Origin of the sequence: uncultured Methanobrevibacter sp. (assembly GCF_937898925.1) — an archaeon.
Taxonomy (GTDB): Archaea; Methanobacteriota; Methanobacteria; order Methanobacteriales; family Methanobacteriaceae; genus Methanobrevibacter.
In genome coordinates, this window is sequence record NZ_CALDKF010000114.1 from 1 (window position 1) to 22492 (window position 22492).

The following is a 22492-nucleotide window of genomic DNA, read 5'->3' on the forward strand; positions in this document are numbered from 1 at the left end:
AAATGAGTAAGTCTGCTCCAAAAGATGATAAAGGAACTATCTTTATGTTAGATGACATTGAAATAACTAGAAAAAAAATAATGTCTGCATGTACAGATAGCGAAGGTAAAGTTTATTATGATGAAGAAAATAAACCTGGAATATCAAATTTAATGTCTTTAATATGTGTAGTTAATAATATGACTATAGAAGAAGCAAATGAAAAATATAAAGATTATAATTATAAAGATTTTAAAATTGAAGTTGCTGACAGTGTTTGTAATTTTATAAAAGAGATTCAAGAGAATGATAGAAAAACATTCTTCAAGGATTTTGAAAATTCAAAAAAATATTCCCAATTAGATTCTGATGAGGAAACTTCAAATAAATCCTCTAATTCAAGACCACTAATTGCGGATTTCACTGAGTATTCTCCCCTTCACAATGGTCATTTTCACTGCATGAAAACTGCAAAGGAAAAAATTCCTGACGGATTGTTTGTAGCTGTCGTTCCAGGATTGTTTGAAAGAAGCGGTAGAGGATTGCCTTACATTTTACATAGAAGAACAAGGGCTGAAATAGCTATTGCTGTAGGTGCAGATATTGTTGTTGAAGGACCACCTATGGGAATTATGGGATCTGGCCAATACTCTTTATGTTTAACAAAAATGTTCCAGGCATTGAATACTGATTTTATACCTAGAGGCTACAGGCCTTTTGATGGTTATGAAAAGATATTGGAAAGAATTTCTTTAGGTCATGGTGTAGCTCCAAAACCTTATAGAATCGTTGATATGGATACAAAAGAAGTGGTCTATAATGGAAAGTTGGAAGAGGACAATTATGTTATAGTTTCATTTTCCAAATCATTGAAAAAGATAGGATTTGATTTTAAGGACAAATTCATTTTTGTTCCACGTATTGAAGGTGTAAGTGGAACCTTGATTCGTAAGGCTTGTTCAGAGAATAATTTAGACTCAGTCAAATCAATGTTGCCAAGTGAAACACTTAGGATTTTAGAAAGAGAAATCAATGAGGATAGGGCTCCATTGCATGATTTAAGAGTTGAAGAGTACATCATTGATTCTGCAAACAATTTACCTTATGATGATTTGATTAAATTAAATTTCTTCAATGAAAAGTTGGCTAATGAATTAGTTGATAGGCGTGAGGAAAAACCATTTGAATCAGTCTCTGAAATTGAAGATTCCATTTTCTATGGTTTCAGCAGCCATTTTAAAAATAGGGTTTTAAGCATTTTAGAGACAAGGATCAATGCAGATATGATTTCTGAATATATCAATAATTACCCTAGCACTGTACGTGTATTGAATTATAAAAATGAGGCAGTTTTAGAGGAATTTAAAGAAAAGGTATTTGAAAAAGGAAACAGGTTTGTAAAGAATATAGTCACTGATTAATACCTCTAATTTTTTAAATTTTTTCAATACTTTTTTCTAATTTTTTATCTATTTTTTTCACGACTATTTTTCTATTTTTTTATTAAATTAGTAAACATTATATAATATCACTTAATAAAAATATATAATGAATATTTGATTAATTAAAAAATTTATTTTAATTAGCTAGATATTTTATATTGATATTAAATTATTAAATTTACTATTCAATTTTATTATTAATTACATTTGACTATTTTGAACTTGAGTAAACTGTGAAAGTAAAGACATATTCTTAATATTTAAAAATGTAATTGTTTTCATAATAAAGATTATAGGAGAATTATTTATGGCAATTAAAGAAGGAGATTTTGTAAGATTAAATTTCACTGGAAAAATTAAAGAAACTGATGAAGTATTCGATACTACTTCCGAAGATATCGCAGAAGAAGCAGGTATATTAGTAGAAAATAAAGTTTACGGTCCAATTCCAATTATTGTTGGAGGAAATCATTTATTAAAAGCTATTGATGATGCTATTATTGGAACTGAAGCTGGAGAGGCTGTTCACGTATCTGTAACTCCTGAAAATGGTTTTGGTCAAAGAAACCCTAATTTCATTCAATTAATTCCAATGAAAGAATTCAAAAAACAAGGTATGACTCCTGTTAGAGGTATGAAAATTACTGCAGATGCGGGTACTGGTAAAATCATCTCTGTAAACGGTGGAAGAGTTAAAGTGGACTTCAACCATGAATTAGCTGGTAAAAACTTAGAATATGATGTTTCTGTAGTTGAAGTTATTGAAGATGATGAAGAAAAAATCAAAAGTATGATTGAGTTACACTACTCCTACCCTAACATGGACTTAGACAAAACCGAAATCAAAATCGATGGTGACAAAGTAAGTATCAAATTAGATGAAATCACCAGATTCGATCAAAAATCATACATGGATGTAACTTTTGCTAGATTCAGAATTTCCAAAGACATTTGGGACAATATGGATTACGAAAAAGTTGAATTCGTAGATGAATTCGAGAAAAAAGTAGAAGAACCTGCTGAAGAAGAAGCAGAAGAATAATTATTTTAATTATTTCTTTTTACTTTTCACTTTTTTTACTTTCTTTTTTTATTATTTTTTTCAATTTTTTATCAATTTTTAATTAATTTTCATAGCTTTTTTATCAATCTTATCTTTTTTTAATTTAGATCATTCACTTCTTATTATTTTTTAGCTTTTATAAAAATAGCATATTATTTTTCATTTTTAATAAAACTTTTAAAAAAAATAGTATTCAAAAACTTTATGTAAAAAATAAGTTTATTTTATTAGTTAAATAATAAAAATAATAAAAATAAGAAAAATAAGAAAAATTAATAAAGATAATAGAAGTGTTAAAAAAAGAAAGGATAGAGAAATAAATTCTCTATTAGTTTAATTAATTCAATACGTTAGTAATGAATTCTCCAGGATTTTGGATTAATCCACTAAGAGCTTCTATGAAACCAGCGTAATCTCCACTTAATCTGAATAAGTAAATTACATATAAGACAAGTAATATTATTAAAATGATTAAGATGATTGCAAGAAGTATCTCGGTGAATGAAAGCTTTTCGCTTTCTTCTTCTACAGGATATCTGTGCATCTCTTGGATATTTTCTAGTTCATCATAGTCATCATAATCGTATTTTGACTTTTTAGATCTTCTGAAGCGACCTCTTTTTTTGCTGTGCTGTTCTAGTTCGTAGTTTCTTTCAATTCTTCTTTTAAGCTCTTCGTAACTTTCAGCATCTCTTTGAGGAGCTCTTCTTCTGTTATGGGATGGAACTATAAAGTCTTCTTCGTATTCATCTCTAGGGTTAATGTAATATTCCCCATCATCTCTTGGATAATTTCTAGGTCTTTGTCTTCTAGGTGCTTCCTCATATGCTGCACGTTCTTTTTTAGCTTGTTTCTTCCTTCTCCTTTTTCCTTTAGGAGCTCTAGACCTAGGAGGTTCTTCAACAACCTCTTCAAGAAGTTCTGGAGGAACTACATCCTCTTCTTCATCATAATATAAATCTTCTAAATATCTTTCATATTTTGCTTCAAGTTCATTGCTTGGAGTTTCACTAGGAACTGGTTCATAATAGTAATCCTCATCTATATCCCCAGTATGGATAGGTTCAATAGGAGGTCTGGTTGGTTGAGGTTTTGCTTTAAGTTTTCTTTCCTGTTCTCTGTATTCTGGTACAGGTTCAGGAATAGGTTCAGGATTTTCGTAATAGCTGTCCTCATCTCCATCTTCTTCGTAAGTTTCAACATATGCAGTTTCATATTCATAATCAGTTTCAAAGTTTTCAGGAGCTTTGTCAACTGGTTTTGCAATTTCTTCTGCAACTTGACGTTCTTCTGCTTGAATTGGAGTAATTGGTTCAAATGCATCTGCAGGTTCTTCAACTACTTCTGCAGCTTTTGGAGAATCTGCTACAGCTTCCTCTTCTACCATAGTTTTTGCAATGATGTCATTTAAGCAATCTTTACAATAAATATTTCCACCAATTTCCACACTACACTCTGGACAAACTGCTTTTCCACAAAATGAACAATTTGCCACAGCCTCTCTATCTGGGTGATTATGACATTCCATATTAACACTTCATCTTTGTCCTTGTTTATTATATTATGAGAAAAAAAATGTAACTTATTGTTATATCAATATATTGTAATATATTTATGATTTTAATTATTATTAAATTTATCTTTTAATAGAAATTTTTTTAATTTTTGGATGAATTTTCATTTTGGCATTTTTATTTCAAAGTATCTTTTTGTTTTGTTTTTTTTATTATCTCTTCAGCCAATATTTCAGAAGATATAAGATCATCTGCTGTAGCTAAAAAACTGCCTAACTTATCACTTTCAATTTTAAAATTTATTGTATCTTTCTCCAAGACGCTTCGAACGAAACCTTCATTATCCACTTCAAGGGATTTATAGACAATTTCAGCATATTGGGGATCTTTATATTCCATTTTGATATTTGATTTTATGTTCATCCTTTTGCCCTATTAAATTTTTTAAGTAATTTTAAAAATGAATTTTAAAAATTGTAATTCAATTAATTATTTGTAATTTCAATTATAAATTTTTTAATCTATGATTTTCATTTTATAGTTTTTCATTTTATCTATTTTCATATTATATAAATCTTAAATTATATATAATATAGGGTAACATTTATTAATGTTTAAAAAAATATATAGTAATATTCTATCTAACTTTATAAATTAATAATATATAATATTCGTTTATTAAATCAAATTATTAATTTTCTCAATTTTATATGGCTAAGATAGGAAAGTATGATAATAAGAATATAATTATAGCTTATATTTTCTTAATATGGGATTATACTTTACAGAATAGCTATTATTTCTTTGTTCTGATAGAACAATCACATTTCGGCTTTTTAGTCGATAAAAATTTAAAGAATTTTTGTGTTATTTTAGATTAGAATTAAATAAAGCATTCAAAATGTGCAATCTTTAGAAATGGCTTTGTACAATAGCTTTGTACAATAGTTTTGTACAGTGGCTTTGCACACATAAATTCTTAATTATGATTATATGGAGGACTAGTAATGGTTCGTGCTTATTCAAGAAGAGAATATATTAGAAAAATACCAAACAACAGAATTGTTCAATATGATATGGGTAACTTATCAGAAGATTTCCCAGTAAGAGTATCCTTAGCAGTTAAAAAACCAGCTCAAATTAGACACAATGCTTTAGAAGCAGCTCGTATTGCTTCTAACAGATACATGCAAAGATCTGCTGGTAGATTAGGATACCACTTAAAATTAAGAGTATACCCTCACAACATCGTAAGAGAAAACCCTATGGCAACCGGAGCAGGTGCGGACAGGGTACAAAGCGGTATGAGAAATGCTTTCGGTAAAGCAATCAGTGTAGAAGCTTTAGTAAAAACCAATCAAAAGATCATGTCTATTGATGTAAACCCTAAAAACTTCCAAGACGCTAAAACCGCTTTAAAAAGAGCAGGTATGAAAATGCCTGTATCTTGCAGAATTGTTGTTGAAAAAGGTGCAGAATTAGTCAAATAAGTCTTGGCTTTTTTGATTAATCTCAAATTTTTCATTTTATTTTTAATTTTAATTTCATTCAAAATTAAACAATCTAAAAAATATTTATTTGGACTTTAATTTAATATCCAAAACGTCATTATCATTCAATTATTGAAAATTGATTAAGGACTATTGTTTAAAAAGGAGCAGAACAATGTACGTTAAAAAATTTGAAGATTTAAGTAAAGATGATTTAGGTATTGCTGGTGGTAAAGGTGCTAATTTAGGTGAATTAACCCAAGCAGGTATTCCAGTCCCTCCAGGATTTGTTGTAACCTCTAAAACTTATGATAAGTTTATGAGAGACACTGGAATTTTTAGCAAGGTTATGGATATTTTAGACCAAGTAGATATTAATAACACTAAAGAACTTCAAGAAGCTGCAGAAAAAATCAAAGCAATTATCATTGAAACTCCTATACCTGACGGAATTTCTACTTACATTACTGAAGCTTACAACCAATTATCCGAAAGAGTTGGAGAAGAAGATGGCGCTGATGTAGCTATTCGTTCTTCCGCAACTGCAGAAGACTTGCCTGAAGCTTCATTTGCAGGTCAACAAGACACTTTCTTGCACGTTCAAGGATTGGATAATGTTATTGAATATGTAAGAAAATGTTGGGCTTCCTTATTTGAAGCAAGAGCTATTTTCTACAGAGAAGAAAACAACTTCGAACACTCTCAAGTTTACATTGCAGTAGTTGTTCAACAAATGGTTGATTCCGATAAGGCAGGTGTAATGTTCACTGTAAACCCATCCACTGGTGAAAACATTGCTTTAATCGAAGGTTCTTGGGGACTTGGTGAATCTGTAGTTAGTGGATCTGTAACTCCTGATAACTACGCTGTAGATAAAGAAACTAATGAAGTATTAAACGTTACCATTAGTGACAAGAAAACTATGTTCACTAATGAAGAAGGCGGAACCTCCATTCAAGTTGACGTTCCTGAAGATTTAAGAAAAGAAAGAGTTTTATCTGATGAGGAATTATTAGAGCTTGTTGCAATGGCTAAAAGAGTAGAAGGTCATTACGGCAAACCTCAAGATACTGAATGGGCATTCCATGATGGAAACTTATTCTTATTACAATCCAGACCAATCACTACCTTAGGCGATTCTAAGAAAGAGGAAGCTGAAGAGGAAGAAGTGGATTTAGAAGTTTTAATCAGAGGTCTTGGTGCAAGTCCTGGTTTAGCATCAGGTACTGTTAAAGTCATTTTAAGTCTTGATGAACTTGATAAAGTTCAAGAAGGAGACGTAATGGTAACCACTATGACCACTCCTGATATGGTGCCAGCTATGAAAAGAGCTACCGGTATCGTAACTGATGAAGGTGGAGTAACCTGTCACGCAGCTATTATCTCAAGAGAATTAGGAATTCCTTGTGTAGTAGGTACTGGAGACGCAACAACTACCTTAAAAGAAAATGATGAAGTTACTGCTGACGGTAAAAAAGGTTTAGTATACAAAGGTATCATTAAAGGTGCTGAAAGTGAAGAAGCAAGTGCTGGTGCAATTCAAGTGTCTGCAACTCCTTTAATCACTGTAACTGAAGTTAAAGCTAATGTAAGTATGGCTGAAGCAGCTCCAAAAGCAGCAGCAACCGGTGCAGATGGTGTAGGTTTACTCAGAACTGAACACATGATGTTATCCACTGGTGTTCACCCAAGAAAATTCATCCTTGATGGTGAAGAAGACAAATTGGTTGATACAATTGCTGAAGGTGTTTTAAAAGTAGCAGATGAATTCTATCCAAAACCTGTATGGTACAGAACCCTTGATGCTCCTACCGATGAGTTCATTACCCTTGAAGGTGGGGAAAATGAACCTAGAGAACACAACCCAATGTTAGGTTGGAGAGGTATCAGAAGAGAATTGGATGAACCTGAAATCTTAAAAGCAGAATTCAAAGCAATTAAAAAGCTTCACGATAAAGGTTATACAAACATTGGAATCATGATCCCATTATCACAACATCCTTCCGAGCTTAGAAGAGCTAAGGAATTATGTAGAGAAGTAGGTATGGAACCTCAAGTGGATGTTGAATTTGGTATGATGGTTGAAATTCCTGCAGCAGCTATCTTGATTGACGAATACATTGCAGAAGGAATTGACTTTGTAAGTCTCGGTACCAATGACTTGACCCAATACACTCTTGCAGTAGACAGAAACAATGAGTTCGTTGCAAAACACTACAGAGAAGAACACCCTGCAGTAATGGCTTTAATTGAAAGAACCATTAAGCATTGTGCAGCAGCAGGTGTAACTTGCAGTATCTGTGGTCAAGCAGGTAGTGTACCTCATATTGTTGAAAAACTTGTTAAATTTGGAATTACCAGTGTATCTTCCAATACTGATGCAGTAGAGGAAGTAAGAAAGACTGTTGCAAGAGCTGAAAAGAAAATCATGCTTGATGCAGCAAGAAAACAATTATAATTCTGAATTTACTTTGATTTAAAAGTTTAATCTTTTAAATCTTTATTTTTTTATTTATTTTAAGAAGTTTAATTTATTTTTAATTTTTTTTATTTTCAAACATTATAGAAATATGATTTTATTTTTATCCATTTCATTTTATTTTTAAGTTCAGGTAATTTTTATGAATGAAAAACCAATATCTCATGATGAAATTTTCAATCAATTAGATGAATTTCAGGCAATGGATTGCAAATATTCTGATGGAAGAATTTTAGGTTCCATGTGTACAGAAGCGCACCCTATTGCAAAAGAAGCTTTTTTTAAATTCATTGATTCCAATTTAGGGGATCCTGGTCTATTCAAGGGAACCAAATTATTGGAAGATAAGGTTTTGAAGATGATTGGTTCCTTTTTATCTATTGAAGGCCCTGTTGGTCATATGGTAACTGGTGGTACTGAAGCTAATATCATGGCTATCAGAGCTGCAAGAAATCTTGCAAGAGATAATAAGGGAATTAAAAAAGGAGAGTTAATAGTTCCTAAATCCGCTCATTTTTCATTTAAGAAAGCGGCTGATATGCTTGATTTGAAATTGATTCGTGTAGACTTGGATGAGAATTACCGTATCGATCCTAAATGCGTTGATGATAACATCACTGAAAATACTGTAGCTATTGTTGGTATTGCAGGCACTACAGAGCTTGGAATGATTGACCCTATAGAAGATCTGTCCAAAATAGCTATTCAAAATGATATTCATCTACATGTAGATGCCGCATTCGGTGGTTTCTCAATTCCTTTCCTAAAAGCTAAAGGATATGATTTACCAAACTTTGACTTTTCAATTGAAGGTGTCAAATCCATTACCGTAGATCCGCATAAAATGGGGCTTTCACCAATTCCTTCTGGAGGAATTTTGTTCAGAGACCAATCCTATTTGGATGCAATGTCTGTAGATTCCCCATACTTGACAATCAAAAATCAGTCTACCATTGTAGGCACCCGTTTAGGAGCTTCTGCAGCTGCAACATATGCTGTAATGAGCTATTTGGGAAAAGAGGGTTATGCAAGCAATGCTATTGAAGCATTGGAAAAGACTCACTTTTTAGCAGAAAACCTTAAAAACTTAGGATATGAATTGGTTGTCGAGCCTAAATTGAATATTGTTGCTTTCAATCATCCATATTTAGAGACTTTTGAATTGGCTCAATTGCTTGAGGAAAGAAATTGGAAAATATCATGCTCTTCCTATCCTAAAGCCATTAGGGTTATCTTAATGAATCATATTAAAAAGGAACATTTGATTGAACTTTTAAATGATTTGGATGAGATCAACAAATCTCTTTAATTTTTTTACTTTTTTACTTATTTATTCTAATTTTTTAATTTTTTATCAGATTTATATGCTTTGATGTATATAATTAATATTTTTATATTATTTCATTTGATGTGATTTCATTATATTGAAGATATCTTAAATTATTTTGTATTTTTTTAACAGTACATATGATTTAATCGCTCATTATTTTAATTAAAACATATTAAATTTTTTAGCAGATTTTCACTTTTACACAATTACTATTTTACACACTTTGAAATAATTTTTTACATTGGAAAATTTTATAAATTTTAAAAAAATATCTAATTATATGAAAAAAATACAAACTCCAATCAGTGATGATGTTGTAAATGATTTGAAAGTCGGGGATAAGATATCATTATCTGGCTTAATGTATTGCGGTAGAGATGCAGTTTTACCAAAATTGGCCAAATCTATTGAAAACGATGATACAGACAAATATCCTTTTGACTTTAAGGGCATGGCTATTATGCATACTGCATTTAGCGTTGCAGGAGTTGCTCCAACTACAAGCAATAAAACTGAAATAGAATCATCAATTCCAACATTATCTAAAGCGGGGGTGAAGTTTCATATAGGAAAGGGGTCTTTATCTGATGAGACAAAGGAAAGCTTAAATAAGTATAATTCCGTTTTCATTGTCACTCCTCCAGTGGCTGCACTACTCACAAATAATGTCCTATCAAAGAAATGTGTGGCTTATGAAGAGGAAGGCATGGAAGCTTTCTTCGAATTGGAAGTTAAGGACATTCCAGGAATTGTGGCCATTGCACACGGTGAGTCTTTATAGTTTATTTTTTTTTTTAGACTGGATTAGATTTTTCATTTCCTATTTTTTATGCATATTATTTTTCAAATGCTCTTTTTAATTTTATATACTATTTTTTAGAAAATATTAATTATAACTTTTTTAGGGGTATTTTAATGCAAAGGAGGGGAACAACTAATCTGCCACTGCATGGAGGACATACGCCAAGATGGTTATTTGATAGAATGACTAAATTGTCTGGTGCAATCTCTGAAGTGGTAATCGAGGAATATGGAACTAATGAATTCTTAAACCGTATATCTGACCCTTATTGGTTCCAAGCATTCTCATGCGTCATAGGCTTTGATTGGCATTCCTCGGGAACAACTACAACCACACTTGGAGCATTGAAATCCTCAATTGATCCAGAAAAACATGGAATCTATATCTCTGGAGGCAAAGGAACCGCATCCCGAAAAACTCCACAAGGAATTGAAAGGGCAGGAGAAATATTCAATCTTAAAAGCTCAAATATTGAAGACATGATTCATTCAAGCAAATTATCCGCAAAGGTGGACAACTCATGCTTGCAGGATGGATATAATTTATATGTCCATAACTTCTTCATCACTGAAAAAGGGGATTGGGCAGTAGTGCAACAAGGAATGAACACTGCAACAAAATACGCAAGGCGTTATCATTGGATGGGTGAAAATGTTACAAGTTTTCTAGAGGATCCCCATAATGGAATATCCTGTGATAAAAAGGAAAATGAGGCATTGAACATGGCTTCAAAGGATAGTGTTGAAGCACAAAAAATCAGTGTTGATTTGATTAATGACAATCCTGATCACTTAAGGAGTTATTTCAAAAGAAAAGATTCCAATCAACTTCTTTTAACTGATTTTAGCATAGATGAGACAAATTCCCTTACTTTGCCTGAGCATCATCAAGTCTTGGATATGGATTTGTCTGATAAGGAATTTGAAGTTTTAAAGAATGCTTGGGAAATTCAGCCGGAAAAGTACGAGGACTTGATTTTGCTTCAGGGAATCGGTCCTAAAAAAATCAGGGCTCTTGCTTTAATCTCTGATTTGGTCTTTGGTGAGCCTGCAAGTTGGAAAGACCCTGTAAAATATTCTTTTAGTCATGGTGGAAAGGATGGTTTTCCTTATCCTGTTGATAGAGATGTTTATGATCATTCCATAGCCACTGTAAAGGATGCACTTCATCAGGCAAAATTAGATAAATATGATAAAATGAAAGCTTTAAAACGTTTGGATGATTTTATTTCTTAGGTGTTATGGTGAAAAGATAAATAAATTATTGTAAAATAATTTATTCTTCTTTTATGGTGAATGATTTTATTTTTTTATTCTTCTTTGTTGATTTTTCTATTTTCATCATGGATATTTACAGTTTTTCCATGAGCTGTTGGAATAACTTCAAATACAGGATTTTCAAATTCCAAATCAAATTCCTTTCCTTCCATCAAAAGATGTTGGAAAATTGCAAGTGCTGCAACTTCAGAATGAGGTTGTGTTGTTACGGAAACATTCCAATCAGCATTCTTATAGACTTTTGTAGGTACTTTTGCTCCACCAACGATGATTAGGATATCATCACCGGTTTCACGCACTTCATCTACAATTTCATGAGCTTGTGAACCATACATTGTCAAATGAACTATTTTTCCTCCATTTTCTCTCCAGTTCATTATAACTTCCATATATGAATTGTTATATTCGATTTCAAAGTCTCCTCCCCATCTGTCTGCAATATCTCTTACGCTTTTCATCATGCTGTGGTCTTCTTCTCCTGCCAACCAGACTTTACTTGCACCAAAAGCTCTTGCAGTTAAGCATACATGGGTTGTTATACGTGTGTCTCTTCCTATTCTGTGGTCTAATCTTAAAACGTTTATATTCATTGTTTCACTCTTTTACAATAAGATAATTTGATAATTTTAATTATTATTTTTTTTTAGTTTTTATTTTTTAATTATTTATAATTCTTAAGTTTTTTTTATTTAATTTAATATTTTAAATTAAAGAACTGAAATTCATTGAAATCAATATTAACATAGCGAGTAATGAGAAAAGTCTTCCTAATTCGTTAGAGGTTCCGAGAACATCCCCATTTGCAATTTTAAGATGTTTTTTAGCAAGTAATGCTGTCAATGCTCCGCCGAATGCTCCTCCAATAATACCTAAAAGTCCTATGTGGATTCCAGGACCTAAACTTAATGCTACAGCAATTATGAAGCAAATGATTAATCCAACAACATAATTTTTCAAGTTCATGTACTTGATGAAATATTTACCGATTCCTTCTTCAGATGCTTGAGAGCTTATGCAACAGGTTGTTAAGCCTATTTTTGCAGCAATTTCTGCTACAATAATCAATAAAAGTAAATTAAAGCTAACTGCATATGCATAATTGATTAAAGAGGTGAATGCAGCTATGGTAATTGTTCCTACAATAAATCCAGTAGCTATTCCTCCAACACCAGTCATAGGATCTTTCATAATGCTTAATTTTTTCTCTGGAGAGCCGTGGACCATCACTCCATCTCCAAAGTCCATAAGTCCATCGAAATGATTAAATCCATTTATCAATAATAAGAATCCATAGACTATTGCAGCAATCAAAAATGGGTCAAAATGGATGAATTTTGCTAATATGAATGCAATAATTGTGGCTAATAATCCTATAAGTCCATTAAGGACTGGCCAAAACCATGTTAACCTTGCCATTTCATCAATAGTTGTGTAAATGTTTAAAGGGAGTATTGTTGAAAAAGTCAATAATCCTCCAATGGAACGTAATGTTGAAGGGCTTTGCTTTTCAAAGTAGTCATCATTGTTTTCATCTTTCATATTTTCAAATCCACCAATTCTTTAATATCCATCAATTCCAATATGTCATTTTTTAATATCTGCCAATAATCGATAAAATTCATTCTCCGAGTATCTTTGTCATGCATCCTGCAATCAAGCCTGCAAATGCATTTGATAAAACCGGTCCTAAACCGTATAATATTCCTGGCTTTTCTTTTGAATATCTTCTGAAGTTCAGCAAAGCCTTAGTTCCAGCTATTTGATTTGCAATTGTTGCACCGATAAGTTCATCTGGATAGAAATGAACCAGTTTTTCATTTAAGTTTATTTCACGGACTCTTCCTTTTTGAAGGTCTTCCTCCAGTCTAATTGCTGCAATTAAGAGAGCGTTAATGTTTTTATCGCGAACTGATTTAAGCAATTGCTTCTCTAATTTTTCCTTCAATTCTTCAGTTTCTTCCATATTTTCTAGAAGGCTCATTCCAACTTCAATCATATCTCCGATTTGGATTCCTTTACTGACAAGATAATCAAGTATTCCGATGTTCAAATCAATCTTTTCCAATGCATCTTCACAACTAATTACAACTGCATCTTCAATTCTTTCTATGAATTCATCTAAATCGATATCATCATCCTCATATTCCATATTGGTTATGTCTAAACCGATTTCCATTATATAATCTTGATCTAAAGTCTCTTCTGGGAGATTGGATGCAATAACCAGGAAATCATTATTGTTTAGGATATGATTTATATGGGCTGGCAAGTGAAGTGATTCAAAGAATTTTGCTTTTTGCTTAGTTGCAACCTTATAAAGTTGGATGAGTAATTTAGGGCTGAATGCATGATTCAAAAGAATTATTTGTCCAAAATCAACTTTAGCATTATCAAATCCTTTCCAGCTATTGACAACTTTCAGTTCATTGTAAAAATCCTGAACTTCAAGGTCATTGGAAATTACAGTAATGACAGTTATATCCTCATAAGTGTTGCTAATGAAATCTATTTTATCAAAGCTTTGAGCGATATAACCTCCATCAATATCATTATTTTCCTTATATTCCTCAGTGATTTCCATTAACTCAACATCATTTAATGGCTCATCCTCATTTTCCCTATTGAAACTGATGTAATTGTCTGACAAGACCATAATGTTCTCTATAATGTCAATTCCATCACTTATTTCCAAATCACTGAATGTTAAAAAATAATCTGGATTGTTAATGTATAAAGCATCTTCGTTTTTAATCAATTCACCGTTCACTAGCTTGTTTTTGATGCTTTGGATTTTCTTATTTTTTGCATTGTTTTTACTTTTTTTAGACAATTAAATTCCTCTTTTCAATTGCTTTGAATCCTACCCTTTAATGATTTCTCTAATTTTGGAGTGATTATCATAATTTATTGTTTCGTATTATGAATATATTTTTATAACAAATATTATTTAATTGTAATTATATATATTATTTTAGAGAATTATTTAGAGAATATTTATACAATTATTTAGAAAATATTTATACAATTATTTAGAGAATATTTATACAATTATTTAGAGAATATTAAAACAATTATTCAGAGATTAATTTTGATTGTAATTTAAGCTTAAGGAAGTAATTTTATGGTTTATATTATTGACCCTCAGAATGCAGGAATATCTGGGAATATGATTATTGGAGCTCTTGTGGACTTGGGAGCTGATGGGGAAAAGGTTAAATGTCTTATGGAAGATGTGGCTGTTGACTTTGGTGAGGTTGAAGTATCATTAAATAAAGTAAATAAGTCCGGAATTGATGCTACATTTTGCAATGTAAAGACTATTGATGAGGATAATGAAAACAACCATCATGTTCATTTTCCAGATTTCATGGAAAAAATTGATCTATTGAAATATGCAGATATTGAAAATTTAACCGATGAAATGGTTGAAATGGCTAAAAAGGTATTTAAGAGAATAGCTATTTCAGAGTCAAGAGTTCATGGCAAAAGCCTTGAAGAAGTTCATTTCCATGAAGTAGGTGCTGCAGATGCTGTAGCAGATGTTTTAGGTTCAATTTGTGCTTACTTTGATTTAGGAATGGATAAGGATAAGGTGGTTGGTCTTCCTATTGCTGTTGGTGGTGGAGTGGTTGTAACTGCCCACGGAAGAATTCCTGTCCCTGCTCCTGCAAGCTTGGATATTCTTAAAGGATTAAATGAGGATTCCTTTAAAGATTTTTCAAAAGGAGAAACTAAATGCGTTGGCGGACCAGTCAATTCTGAACTTGCAACACCTACTGGATGTGCTTTGTACATGGAGTTCTGTGATGAATTTTTAGAATTTGCTCCTATGATGTCTCCTGAGGAGATTGCATACGGTTGCGGTTCAAAGGAATTCGATTTCCCTAATGTGTTAAGAGTCATCAAATCCAAGAATACAAATGGAAAGCATAAGGTTTCTGTAATTGAAACCAATATTGACCATATGTCTGGTGAGGAATTAGGTTTCTTGTTTGATTTGCTTTTGATTGAAGGAGCTAGAGATGTTTCAGTGGTGCCTATTACCATGAAGAAAAATAGGCCAGGTCATTTAATTAAAGTTATCTCAAAACCAGATTTAGTTGACCATTTAGTAAATATCCTCTTTAGGGAAACCGGCACTTTAGGTATTAGAGTCTCTGAAAACACTCATAGAGGAGTTGCTGAAAGGCAATTTGTTCCTTTGGATATTAATGTTGGCAATCATATTTATACAATCAACTTTAAGATAGGATTGATTGGAGATGAAATCATTTCTCATAGGCCTGAATATGAGGATTTACGCAGAATCTCTGTAGAGCAGGACATTCCTTTAATTGAAGTGAGAGATGTTGCAAACACTATGATTCGTGATTATTTGGAAAACAATAGGGAGTAAAAAGAAATTCTTAAATATGAATTGCAATAAGTATTATATGTGAAAATATTAAAAAATGTGAAAATATGAAAGTTCCAAGATTAAATTTAGCATTTTTATCAAGATTTTTTATCATATTGGCTCTTGTATTATTGATATATAATGAGTTTAAACTTCAATCCAGTTTAGTCGCATCCATTTCTTTAATATTTGCAGTCTTATCTGTTCTTTGCATGCTCATATTTGCCATTCGATTCAGACAAGGTAAATATAATCAAGGGTTTCAGATTGTAGTTGAAACAGATGTAGATAGGGCTTTGAAGGATGGTGTGATATCTGAGGAACAAGCGGAATCCATTCCAAGACGTGTTGTTCTCAATACTAAAGATCTTATATTAAATGTCATTTTTAATTTTGCAATTGCTAATCATTTTGATCTGATTCCTATTGACATTCTTAGGGAGATATTGCCTCATGTTCCACCTGCTCATTTAGAGCATTTGTATGAGGAGTCCCGTGAAATCAGTGATGATTTGAATGATTATTTCAGAGCACAGAAATTTGCAAACAAGGCAGATGTCATCACCAGATCAGATGAGATTAAGGAATACTTGGCTAAAACCTATCCTTGGATGGCTCCTGAAACTTTACAAAACACTTATGATTATTTCTTTTTAGGAATTGGAAATGGATAAATATTTTTATTCATTTTCTTTTTTTATCATTCCAATAATAGTTTCATATATTACGAATTAATTTAATCATTATTATCTTATTATTATCCTTAATTATCCTTAATTATCCTTATTATTATCAATATTTCAGATTCTTTGAAAATGAATTCTTAAAAATAGCTTTTTTTGTTTAATTTTAAATAAGGTGTAAAGAGATTAAATCTAATAAATATAATTCTAAAAATATTAGATTAATCTAAAAAAAAATAAAAAGATAATGGTAAAAAATACCATTATTCGTCTAAAGGTTTAATCAACATTAAGTTGTCACCTGCGTTTACAGTGTCACCTTCTTCTACGAAAATTTGTTCTACAATACCTTCCTCTTCAGCGTAGATATCGTTTTCCATTTTCATAGCTTCAAGAACTGCAACTACAGTACCTTTTTGGACTTTATCTCCAGTGTTTACTTTAATCTTAAGCACCATACCTTGCATGGATGCAGTTAATGCACCAGGAATAGGGCCTACATTTCCGCTGCCTCCTTGTTGACCGATTTGCATGTAACCGGTAGGCATGATTTTTACATCGAAGATATCTCCATCAACTTCTACAGAGTATTCAGTTGGAATAGCGCTAAGGTCATCATCACCGCTACCGCCAATGTGAACTTCTGGGAATGGTTCCTCTTCGAGGTCGCCTTTAAGGAATTGTTTAGCAACTGGAGGTAACATTGCGAGAGTAAGAACATCTTCCTCTTTCTTGATGATTCCTAACTCTTCACCTTCTTTTTTGAAGTTTTCGTATTCAGGTTCAATTAAATCTGCAGGTCTGCAGGTAATACGTTCCTCATCACCAATGATCTTTTGAGCAATCTCTTCATTGATTGGTGCTGGAGCACGTCCATAGAAACCTTTCATGTAATCTTTAACTTCGTTGGAAACGATTTTGTATCTTTCACCGTTTATAACGTTCATTACAGCTTGAATACCAACGATTTGGCTAGTTGGAGTTACGAGTGGAGGGTATCCCATATCCTTTCTCACACGAGGCATTTCTTCCAATACATCTTGGTATCTGTCTAATGCGTTTTGCTGTTTTAATTGTGAAATTAAGTTGGAAAGCATTCCACCAGGGATTTGGTACATCAATACGTCAGTGTCGATTCTTTCACTAATAGGATCGATGTATCCTTCGTATTTTTCTCTAAGGGTTTCGAAGTATTTTTTAATTTGGTTTAATGCTTTTAAATCAAGACCAGTGTCGAATTCAGTGCCTTGTAAGGATGCTACAATACTTTCTGTTGGAGGTTGGGAAGTACCCCAAGCGATTGGTGAAATAGCAGTGTCTAAAATGTCAACACCTGCTTGGCATGCAGCATAATAACTGATAGGAGTCATACCACTGGTACAATGTGAGTGTAAGTTAACTAATAAATCAGTTTCTTCTTTTAATCTTGTAACCAATTCAAATACAACAGACGGGGTGATTAAACCAGCCATATCCTTAATAGCTATTGAATCACATTCCAATGCTTCAAGTTCTTTTGCAAATTCCACGAATTTGTCGATAGTGTGAACTGGACTAATGGTGTAGCTGATAGTTCCTTGAACATGAGCACCTTGCTCTTTAGCTACTTTAATGGATTGTTGCATGTTCCTAATATCGTTCATTGCATCAAAGATTCTAAAGATGTCAATACCGTTTTCATAGGATTTTTCTACAAATTTAGTTACAATGTCATCAGCATAATGTTTGTATCCGAGTAAGTTTTGACCTCTAAGGAGCATTTGCAATGGAGTTTCAGTAAAGTTTTCCTTTAATATTCTTAATCTTTCCCAAGGGTCTTCGTTTAAAAATCTAATACAAGTATCAAAGGTAGCTCCACCCCATGCTTCTATAGCATGATATCCCACTTTATCCATTTCTTCAATAATAGGAACCATATCTCTTGTTCTCATTCTGGTTGCTAAAAGGGATTGGTGAGCATCTCTGAATGCGGTTTCGGTTATTTTCACTTTCATCTTTACACCTCACTAAAATTTTTAAATATCATGATAAATTTAATTCAAAATCATATTTCTGATTTTTAAATATAAATTTCTAATTTATTATTTCTAAATCACATACGATTATTTTACATTATATTATTATTTATTGTTATAACTACTAATAAAAGTTATCTATTTTTTGACTATATTTAAAAATAGTTTTAAAAATTTGTTGAAATAAGAAAAAGTCAAAGATAATTATGAAAAATTATTATTAAAACAGTATAAATTGTAAAAAATAGTTAAAAAGAAAATTGAAAAAATTAGAAAAATAAAAAAAGAAAAAGTTAAGAAATTAATCTTAACGTTCTATTTCTCCATTAATGAATGCTTCAACATTAGCTGCTGCTTCATCATCAGTGAATTGGATTGGAGGGTGTTTCATAACATAAGATGAAATTGAAGTTAATTGTCCACCAATTCCTCTTTCAAGTCCTAATTTACAGCAACGAATAGCGTCAATTACACATCCTGCAGAGTTAGGAGAATCTTCTACACTTAATCTGAGTTCTATGTCCATAGGAACGTCACCAAAGGTTTTACCTTCCATTCTTAAGAAACAGATCTTGTTGTCTTTTTGCCATGGTACGTAATCACTTGGACCAATGTGGATGTCATGAGGATCCATTCTTTCTGCAAGTACTGATTGAACAGCTTCAGTTTTAGATTCTTTTTTAGAGTCTAAACGTTTTCTGTTTAACATGTTCAAGAAGTCAGTGTTTCCACCAGTGTTGATTTGGTAAGTGTGAATTAATTTAACACCTCTTTCCTTAAACAAGTTACTTAAGGTTCTGTGGGTAATGGTTGCACCGATTTGTGCTTTAATGTCGTCACCAACAGCAGGGAGTCCTTTTTCTCTGAATTTTGCATCCCATTCTGGGTCACTTACAATAAATACTGGCATACAATTAATATAAGCAATTTCCGCATCCAATGCACATTGTGCATAGAATCTTGCAGCTTCTTCAGAACCCACTGGCAAATAACTGAGTAATATTTCTGCTCCGCTTTCTTTCAAGACTTCAACAACGTCTACTGGCTCTTCATCAGCTACTATGAATGTATAATCATCTTCGAATTCTGCCATATGTTCACTGACACCATCAAGAACAGGTCCCATTTGGACAACTACATCGCTTTTTGGTATTTCTGGTTGGAAGACTGTAGTACAGTTTGGTTTTGCAAAGATAGCTTCATCAACAGTTTTTCCAACTTTTCTTGCATCAATATCGAAAGCAGCGACTACTTCTATGTCAGTTGGATCCCATTCACCGATTTTCCAGTGCATAAGGCCGATTGCATCTTCAGGATTCTTATCTTTATAATAATAGATTCCTTGTATAAGGGAACTTGCACAGTTTCCTATTCCTACTACAGCTATTTTAATTTTGCTCATATTTTCACCAGTAATAAAATAATTATAATTTTTGATTTTTTCAATTTCTTTATTGATAATAAAGTATTTTTTGATTTTTTTTTAAAAATTTATATAAACATTATTGAATAAAAATAAATATAAATCATATTACTTTAATATATTAACATTTATTTATATAAATCTTTTCAAAAAATTGATGAATTTTCAAGAAATAATCCTTTATATTCTTAAATTTGATTTGGATTTAGATTTTTAATTCGGTGGTTAAATGAAAAAAGTGATTTTAATAGCATTTTATTTTAATCAGGTAAATGAAATTGCTTCAAAGCGTTTAAGGGCACTTGCAAAATATTTACCTCAATTTGGATGGGAACCGATAGTCATTGTTCCGGATTTAGGTTTCATTCCAAAGGAAAACGATGATTTGAATTGCAGAATCATTTACACTGAATATGAGGATATGTTTAGTCATTTTTCCAATAAATTTAAGAAATCTAACTCATCTGAGGCTGACGATTCTAAAGGTTCTAGAGATTCTAGAGATTCTAAAGATTCTAAAGATTCTATCGAATTTAATGATGAAAAGCTAAAGGATTCAACATCTTATTCTAATCCGATTGCTTCAAAAGCCATTTCAATTGCCGGTGAAGTCTTTGCATATCCTGATGGGATGAAATACTGGCATGAATCTGCATTTAAGGAAGCTTCTAAAATTATGGATGAGGAAGAAATTGATGCTATCATAAGCTCTTCCTGGCCTATAACCTGCCATACAATTGCAAAGGATTTAAAGGAACATCATGATATTCCTTGGATAGCCGACTTAAGGGACCTTTGGAATTTAAATCCATATGTTTCACACACTTTCATAAGAGATTATTTTGAAAAAAGATTAGAATTGAAGACATTTGAAAATGCAGACGCTTTAACTACCACTACTGATTTGGCTGCAGAAACATTGTCCACTTTACATCCAATGAGTAGGATAGTTCCAATTTTATCCGGTTATGATAAGGATGACTTCAAGTTTTTAGAGGAATTAGTTTCTAAAAATGACAATTTTTCCAATGATTTTTCAGAAAAATTGAAGTTCATTTATGCAGGATCCTTGTATGGTGGTAAGAGAGACCCAACTTATTTATTTGAAGCCATTCGCCAATTAGAGGATGAAGGCAAATTGGATTCATCTAAAATTTCAATAGAATTTTACGGCGACAGCACAGGTTTGGAAGAGATAGCTAGCCGTTATGGTCTTTTGGATATCGTTCATATTGGGGGAAAAATAGCTCATGAGGAAGTGTTGAAAAAGCAATTGAACAGTGATGTTCTCCTCCTGATATCTTGGGATAATGAAAAGGAAAAGATGTTTATCCCTGGAAAGATCTATGAATATTTTGCATTGAAGAAACCTGTTTTATCCATTGGATATAAAGAAGGTTCCCTAAAGGATTTAATTGAGGAAACTAAAGTTGGATATCATGTTTCAAGTTTAGAGTCAACTAAAGAAGCTTTATTGAACATTTATGATGAATTTGTTGAAAATGGAACTGTTGAATTAAGTTCCGATATAAATATTGAAGATTATTCAATGGAAAATATGGCTAAAAAATTCGCTGACTTATTGAATGAATTAGAAAATTAACAATTTCAAAAAGATTAATGATTTAATAATATTAACAATTATATTTAAAAAAATAAAGATTTATACTTATAAAATTATAAATTTATTTAGAAGATAAATTGAGGAAGTAAAATGAATGCTTATTTAGAAATAATCCGTCCAGGAAATGCAGTTATGGCAGCTATTGCTGTAATATTGATGATGTTTGTTGGTCATTATTACGAATTGCCTATAATCATCTGTGCACTGATTGTTTTCGTATGTACCGGTGCAGGAAATACCATCAATGATGTTTTTGATGTGAAGATAGATGAAATCAACAAGCCTAATCGGCCTATTCCATCAGGAAGAATCAGTCTTGAAAATGCAAGAAATTATGCTTATGTTCTCTTTGGAATAGGTATCGCTTTAAGCCTTGTAGACAGTTATTTGGTAAATTCAATTTGGCCTTCTGTAATTGTCATTCCTGCTGCAGTCATAATGTATCTTTATGCAAGAAACTTAAAGGCAATGCCACTCATTGGAAATCTTACTGTAGCTACTTTAACAGGGTTCTGTTTTGTAATAGCTGGTGTTGTCATAGCATGCGCTACAAGCTCATTAAAGATTTTATTCATCTCAATTTATTTAGGATTATTTGCAATGTTCATGACATTGGCACGTGAAATAGTGAAGGATATGGAAGATATTGAAGGGGACAAACAGGAAGGGGCAAGAACTTTCCCTATTCTTTATGGAAAGAAGATACCTTCAATAATTTCAATAATCTTGATTGTAGTTACAACTTTAATGTGCCCTATTCTTTACATTTTCAAAATCTTTAATCTTGGATATATGGTGATAATGATCGTGCCTATAATCATCTTCTTGTATAGCGCTTATAGCTTAAAGTTGAATCCTCCTGAAGAGACATGTGCTAAGGTTTCTAAAAATCTAAAAATAGCTATGCTAATCAGTTTTGTAGCATTTGTAGTGGGATCCTTTAATGTTTTTAGCTTTTTATAGCTTTTAAGTATT

The 22492-nt window shown here is 32.0% G+C and carries 18 protein-coding genes and 1 pseudogene; 12 read left to right on the top strand and 7 right to left on the bottom strand.

From position 1 onward, the window contains the following. Positions 1-44: 44 nt before the first annotated feature. From Q0409_RS09240 to Q0409_RS09250, 3 genes and pseudogenes are all read left to right on the top strand, one after another. Positions 45-203, top strand: a pseudogene (locus Q0409_RS09240) (hypothetical protein); the annotation flags it as partial. 63 nt (positions 204-266) lie between these two features. Further along, a complete protein-coding gene (locus tag Q0409_RS09245) occupies positions 267-1400 on the top strand; it encodes a nucleotidyltransferase family protein (protein WP_298537592.1) in 1134 nt (377 codons plus the stop codon). 328 nt (positions 1401-1728) lie between these two features. Beyond that, positions 1729-2463 carry a peptidylprolyl isomerase gene (locus Q0409_RS09250; RefSeq protein ID WP_298537396.1) on the top strand — a complete coding sequence of 245 codons (735 nt, stop codon included), beginning with the start codon at positions 1729-1731 and terminating at the stop codon, positions 2461-2463. A gap of 358 nt (positions 2464-2821) precedes the next feature. Here Q0409_RS09250 and Q0409_RS09255 read toward each other — a convergent pair whose 3' ends face one another. Continuing rightward, positions 2822-4012 carry a B-box zinc finger protein gene (locus Q0409_RS09255; protein ID WP_298537398.1) on the bottom strand — a complete coding sequence of 397 codons (1191 nt, stop codon included), beginning with the start codon at positions 4010-4012 and terminating at the stop codon, positions 2822-2824. A 163-nt stretch (positions 4013-4175) separates the two neighbouring features. Next, the gene (locus Q0409_RS09260) at positions 4176-4421 is read right to left on the bottom strand and encodes a KEOPS complex subunit Pcc1 (protein ID WP_298537401.1); all 246 of its coding nucleotides are present in this window, start codon (positions 4419-4421) and stop codon (positions 4176-4178) included. 584 nt (positions 4422-5005) lie between these two features. Here Q0409_RS09260 and rplJ point away from each other — a divergent pair. The 5 genes from rplJ (at position 5006) to Q0409_RS09285 (ending at position 11334) form a co-directional block, all read left to right on the top strand. Next, positions 5006-5488 carry a 50S ribosomal protein L16 gene (gene rplJ / locus Q0409_RS09265; protein ID WP_298537404.1) on the top strand — a complete coding sequence of 161 codons (483 nt, stop codon included), beginning with the start codon at positions 5006-5008 and terminating at the stop codon, positions 5486-5488. A 175-nt stretch (positions 5489-5663) separates the two neighbouring features. Beyond that, positions 5664-7946, top strand: coding sequence for a phosphoenolpyruvate synthase (gene ppsA, locus Q0409_RS09270; protein WP_298537406.1), 2283 nt, complete (start codon positions 5664-5666; stop codon positions 7944-7946). Between the two features lie 163 nt (positions 7947-8109). Next, a complete protein-coding gene (gene mfnA, locus Q0409_RS09275) occupies positions 8110-9276 on the top strand; it encodes a tyrosine decarboxylase MfnA (RefSeq protein WP_298537409.1) in 1167 nt (388 codons plus the stop codon). 301 nt (positions 9277-9577) lie between these two features. Beyond that, positions 9578-10078, top strand: a complete 501-nt coding sequence (locus tag Q0409_RS09280; RefSeq protein WP_298537412.1) for a fumarate hydratase C-terminal domain-containing protein — start codon at positions 9578-9580, stop codon at positions 10076-10078. 134 nt (positions 10079-10212) lie between these two features. Continuing rightward, complete coding sequence (locus Q0409_RS09285) at positions 10213-11334, top strand: DUF763 domain-containing protein (RefSeq protein WP_298537415.1); 1122 nt, start codon at positions 10213-10215, stop codon at positions 11332-11334. A gap of 74 nt (positions 11335-11408) precedes the next feature. On the opposite strand, the gene Q0409_RS09290 is transcribed toward Q0409_RS09285, so the two are convergent. From Q0409_RS09290 to Q0409_RS09300, 3 genes are all read right to left on the bottom strand, one after another. Continuing rightward, positions 11409-11966, bottom strand: coding sequence for a tRNA (cytidine(56)-2'-O)-methyltransferase (locus Q0409_RS09290; protein WP_292788791.1), 558 nt, complete (start codon positions 11964-11966; stop codon positions 11409-11411). Between the two features lie 112 nt (positions 11967-12078). Continuing rightward, positions 12079-12915 carry an adenosylcobinamide-GDP ribazoletransferase gene (gene cobS / locus Q0409_RS09295; RefSeq protein ID WP_298537418.1) on the bottom strand — a complete coding sequence of 279 codons (837 nt, stop codon included), beginning with the start codon at positions 12913-12915 and terminating at the stop codon, positions 12079-12081. 79 nt (positions 12916-12994) lie between these two features. Then, the gene (locus Q0409_RS09300) at positions 12995-14206 is read right to left on the bottom strand and encodes a phosphatidylglycerophosphatase (RefSeq protein ID WP_298537421.1); all 1212 of its coding nucleotides are present in this window, start codon (positions 14204-14206) and stop codon (positions 12995-12997) included. A gap of 291 nt (positions 14207-14497) precedes the next feature. Here Q0409_RS09300 and larC point away from each other — a divergent pair, with 291 nt between their 5' ends. Next, positions 14498-15772 carry a nickel pincer cofactor biosynthesis protein LarC gene (gene larC, locus Q0409_RS09305; RefSeq protein WP_298537424.1) on the top strand — a complete coding sequence of 425 codons (1275 nt, stop codon included), beginning with the start codon at positions 14498-14500 and terminating at the stop codon, positions 15770-15772. A 65-nt stretch (positions 15773-15837) separates the two neighbouring features. Next, a complete protein-coding gene (locus Q0409_RS09310; protein WP_298537427.1) occupies positions 15838-16446 on the top strand; it encodes a hypothetical protein in 609 nt (202 codons plus the stop codon). 272 nt (positions 16447-16718) lie between these two features. Here the strand turns inward: Q0409_RS09310 and oadA are convergent, their stop codons facing one another. Together oadA and Q0409_RS09320 are read right to left on the bottom strand one after the other, a co-directional pair. Continuing rightward, the gene (gene oadA / locus Q0409_RS09315) at positions 16719-18449 is read right to left on the bottom strand and encodes a sodium-extruding oxaloacetate decarboxylase subunit alpha (RefSeq protein WP_298537430.1); all 1731 of its coding nucleotides are present in this window, start codon (positions 18447-18449) and stop codon (positions 16719-16721) included. A 328-nt stretch (positions 18450-18777) separates the two neighbouring features. Continuing rightward, positions 18778-19872 (bottom strand): inositol-3-phosphate synthase, encoded by a 1095-nt coding sequence (locus Q0409_RS09320; RefSeq protein ID WP_292787353.1) that lies wholly within the window; start codon positions 19870-19872, stop codon positions 18778-18780. A gap of 250 nt (positions 19873-20122) precedes the next feature. On the opposite strand from Q0409_RS09320, the gene Q0409_RS09325 reads away from it, so the two are divergent. Both Q0409_RS09325 and Q0409_RS09330 read left to right on the top strand, forming a co-directional pair. Next, the gene (locus tag Q0409_RS09325) at positions 20123-21496 is read left to right on the top strand and encodes a glycosyltransferase (RefSeq protein ID WP_298537433.1); all 1374 of its coding nucleotides are present in this window, start codon (positions 20123-20125) and stop codon (positions 21494-21496) included. 111 nt (positions 21497-21607) lie between these two features. After that, positions 21608-22480 carry a UbiA family prenyltransferase gene (locus Q0409_RS09330; protein ID WP_298537436.1) on the top strand — a complete coding sequence of 291 codons (873 nt, stop codon included), beginning with the start codon at positions 21608-21610 and terminating at the stop codon, positions 22478-22480. The last annotated feature ends 12 nt before the right edge of the window (positions 22481-22492 follow it).

Coding starts and splice junctions, on each gene's coding strand:
- Q0409_RS09250 (WP_298537396.1), top strand. CDS start 1,729: ATGGCAATTAAAGAAGGAGATTTTGTAAGATTAAATTTCACTGGAAAA.
- Q0409_RS09255 (WP_298537398.1), bottom strand. CDS start 4,012: ATGGAATGTCATAATCACCCAGATAGAGAGGCTGTGGCAAATTGTTCA.
- Q0409_RS09260 (WP_298537401.1), bottom strand. CDS start 4,421: ATGAACATAAAATCAAATATCAAAATGGAATATAAAGATCCCCAATAT.
- rplJ (WP_298537404.1), top strand. CDS start 5,006: ATGGTTCGTGCTTATTCAAGAAGAGAATATATTAGAAAAATACCAAAC.
- ppsA (WP_298537406.1), top strand. CDS start 5,664: ATGTACGTTAAAAAATTTGAAGATTTAAGTAAAGATGATTTAGGTATT.
- mfnA (WP_298537409.1), top strand. CDS start 8,110: ATGAATGAAAAACCAATATCTCATGATGAAATTTTCAATCAATTAGAT.
- Q0409_RS09280 (WP_298537412.1), top strand. CDS start 9,578: ATGAAAAAAATACAAACTCCAATCAGTGATGATGTTGTAAATGATTTG.
- Q0409_RS09285 (WP_298537415.1), top strand. CDS start 10,213: ATGCAAAGGAGGGGAACAACTAATCTGCCACTGCATGGAGGACATACG.
- Q0409_RS09290 (WP_292788791.1), bottom strand. CDS start 11,966: ATGAATATAAACGTTTTAAGATTAGACCACAGAATAGGAAGAGACACA.
- cobS (WP_298537418.1), bottom strand. CDS start 12,915: ATGAAAGATGAAAACAATGATGACTACTTTGAAAAGCAAAGCCCTTCA.
- larC (WP_298537424.1), top strand. CDS start 14,498: ATGGTTTATATTATTGACCCTCAGAATGCAGGAATATCTGGGAATATG.
- Q0409_RS09310 (WP_298537427.1), top strand. CDS start 15,838: ATGAAAGTTCCAAGATTAAATTTAGCATTTTTATCAAGATTTTTTATC.
- oadA (WP_298537430.1), bottom strand. CDS start 18,449: ATGAAAGTGAAAATAACCGAAACCGCATTCAGAGATGCTCACCAATCC.
- Q0409_RS09320 (WP_292787353.1), bottom strand. CDS start 19,872: ATGAGCAAAATTAAAATAGCTGTAGTAGGAATAGGAAACTGTGCAAGT.
- Q0409_RS09325 (WP_298537433.1), top strand. CDS start 20,123: ATGAAAAAAGTGATTTTAATAGCATTTTATTTTAATCAGGTAAATGAA.
- Q0409_RS09330 (WP_298537436.1), top strand. CDS start 21,608: ATGAATGCTTATTTAGAAATAATCCGTCCAGGAAATGCAGTTATGGCA.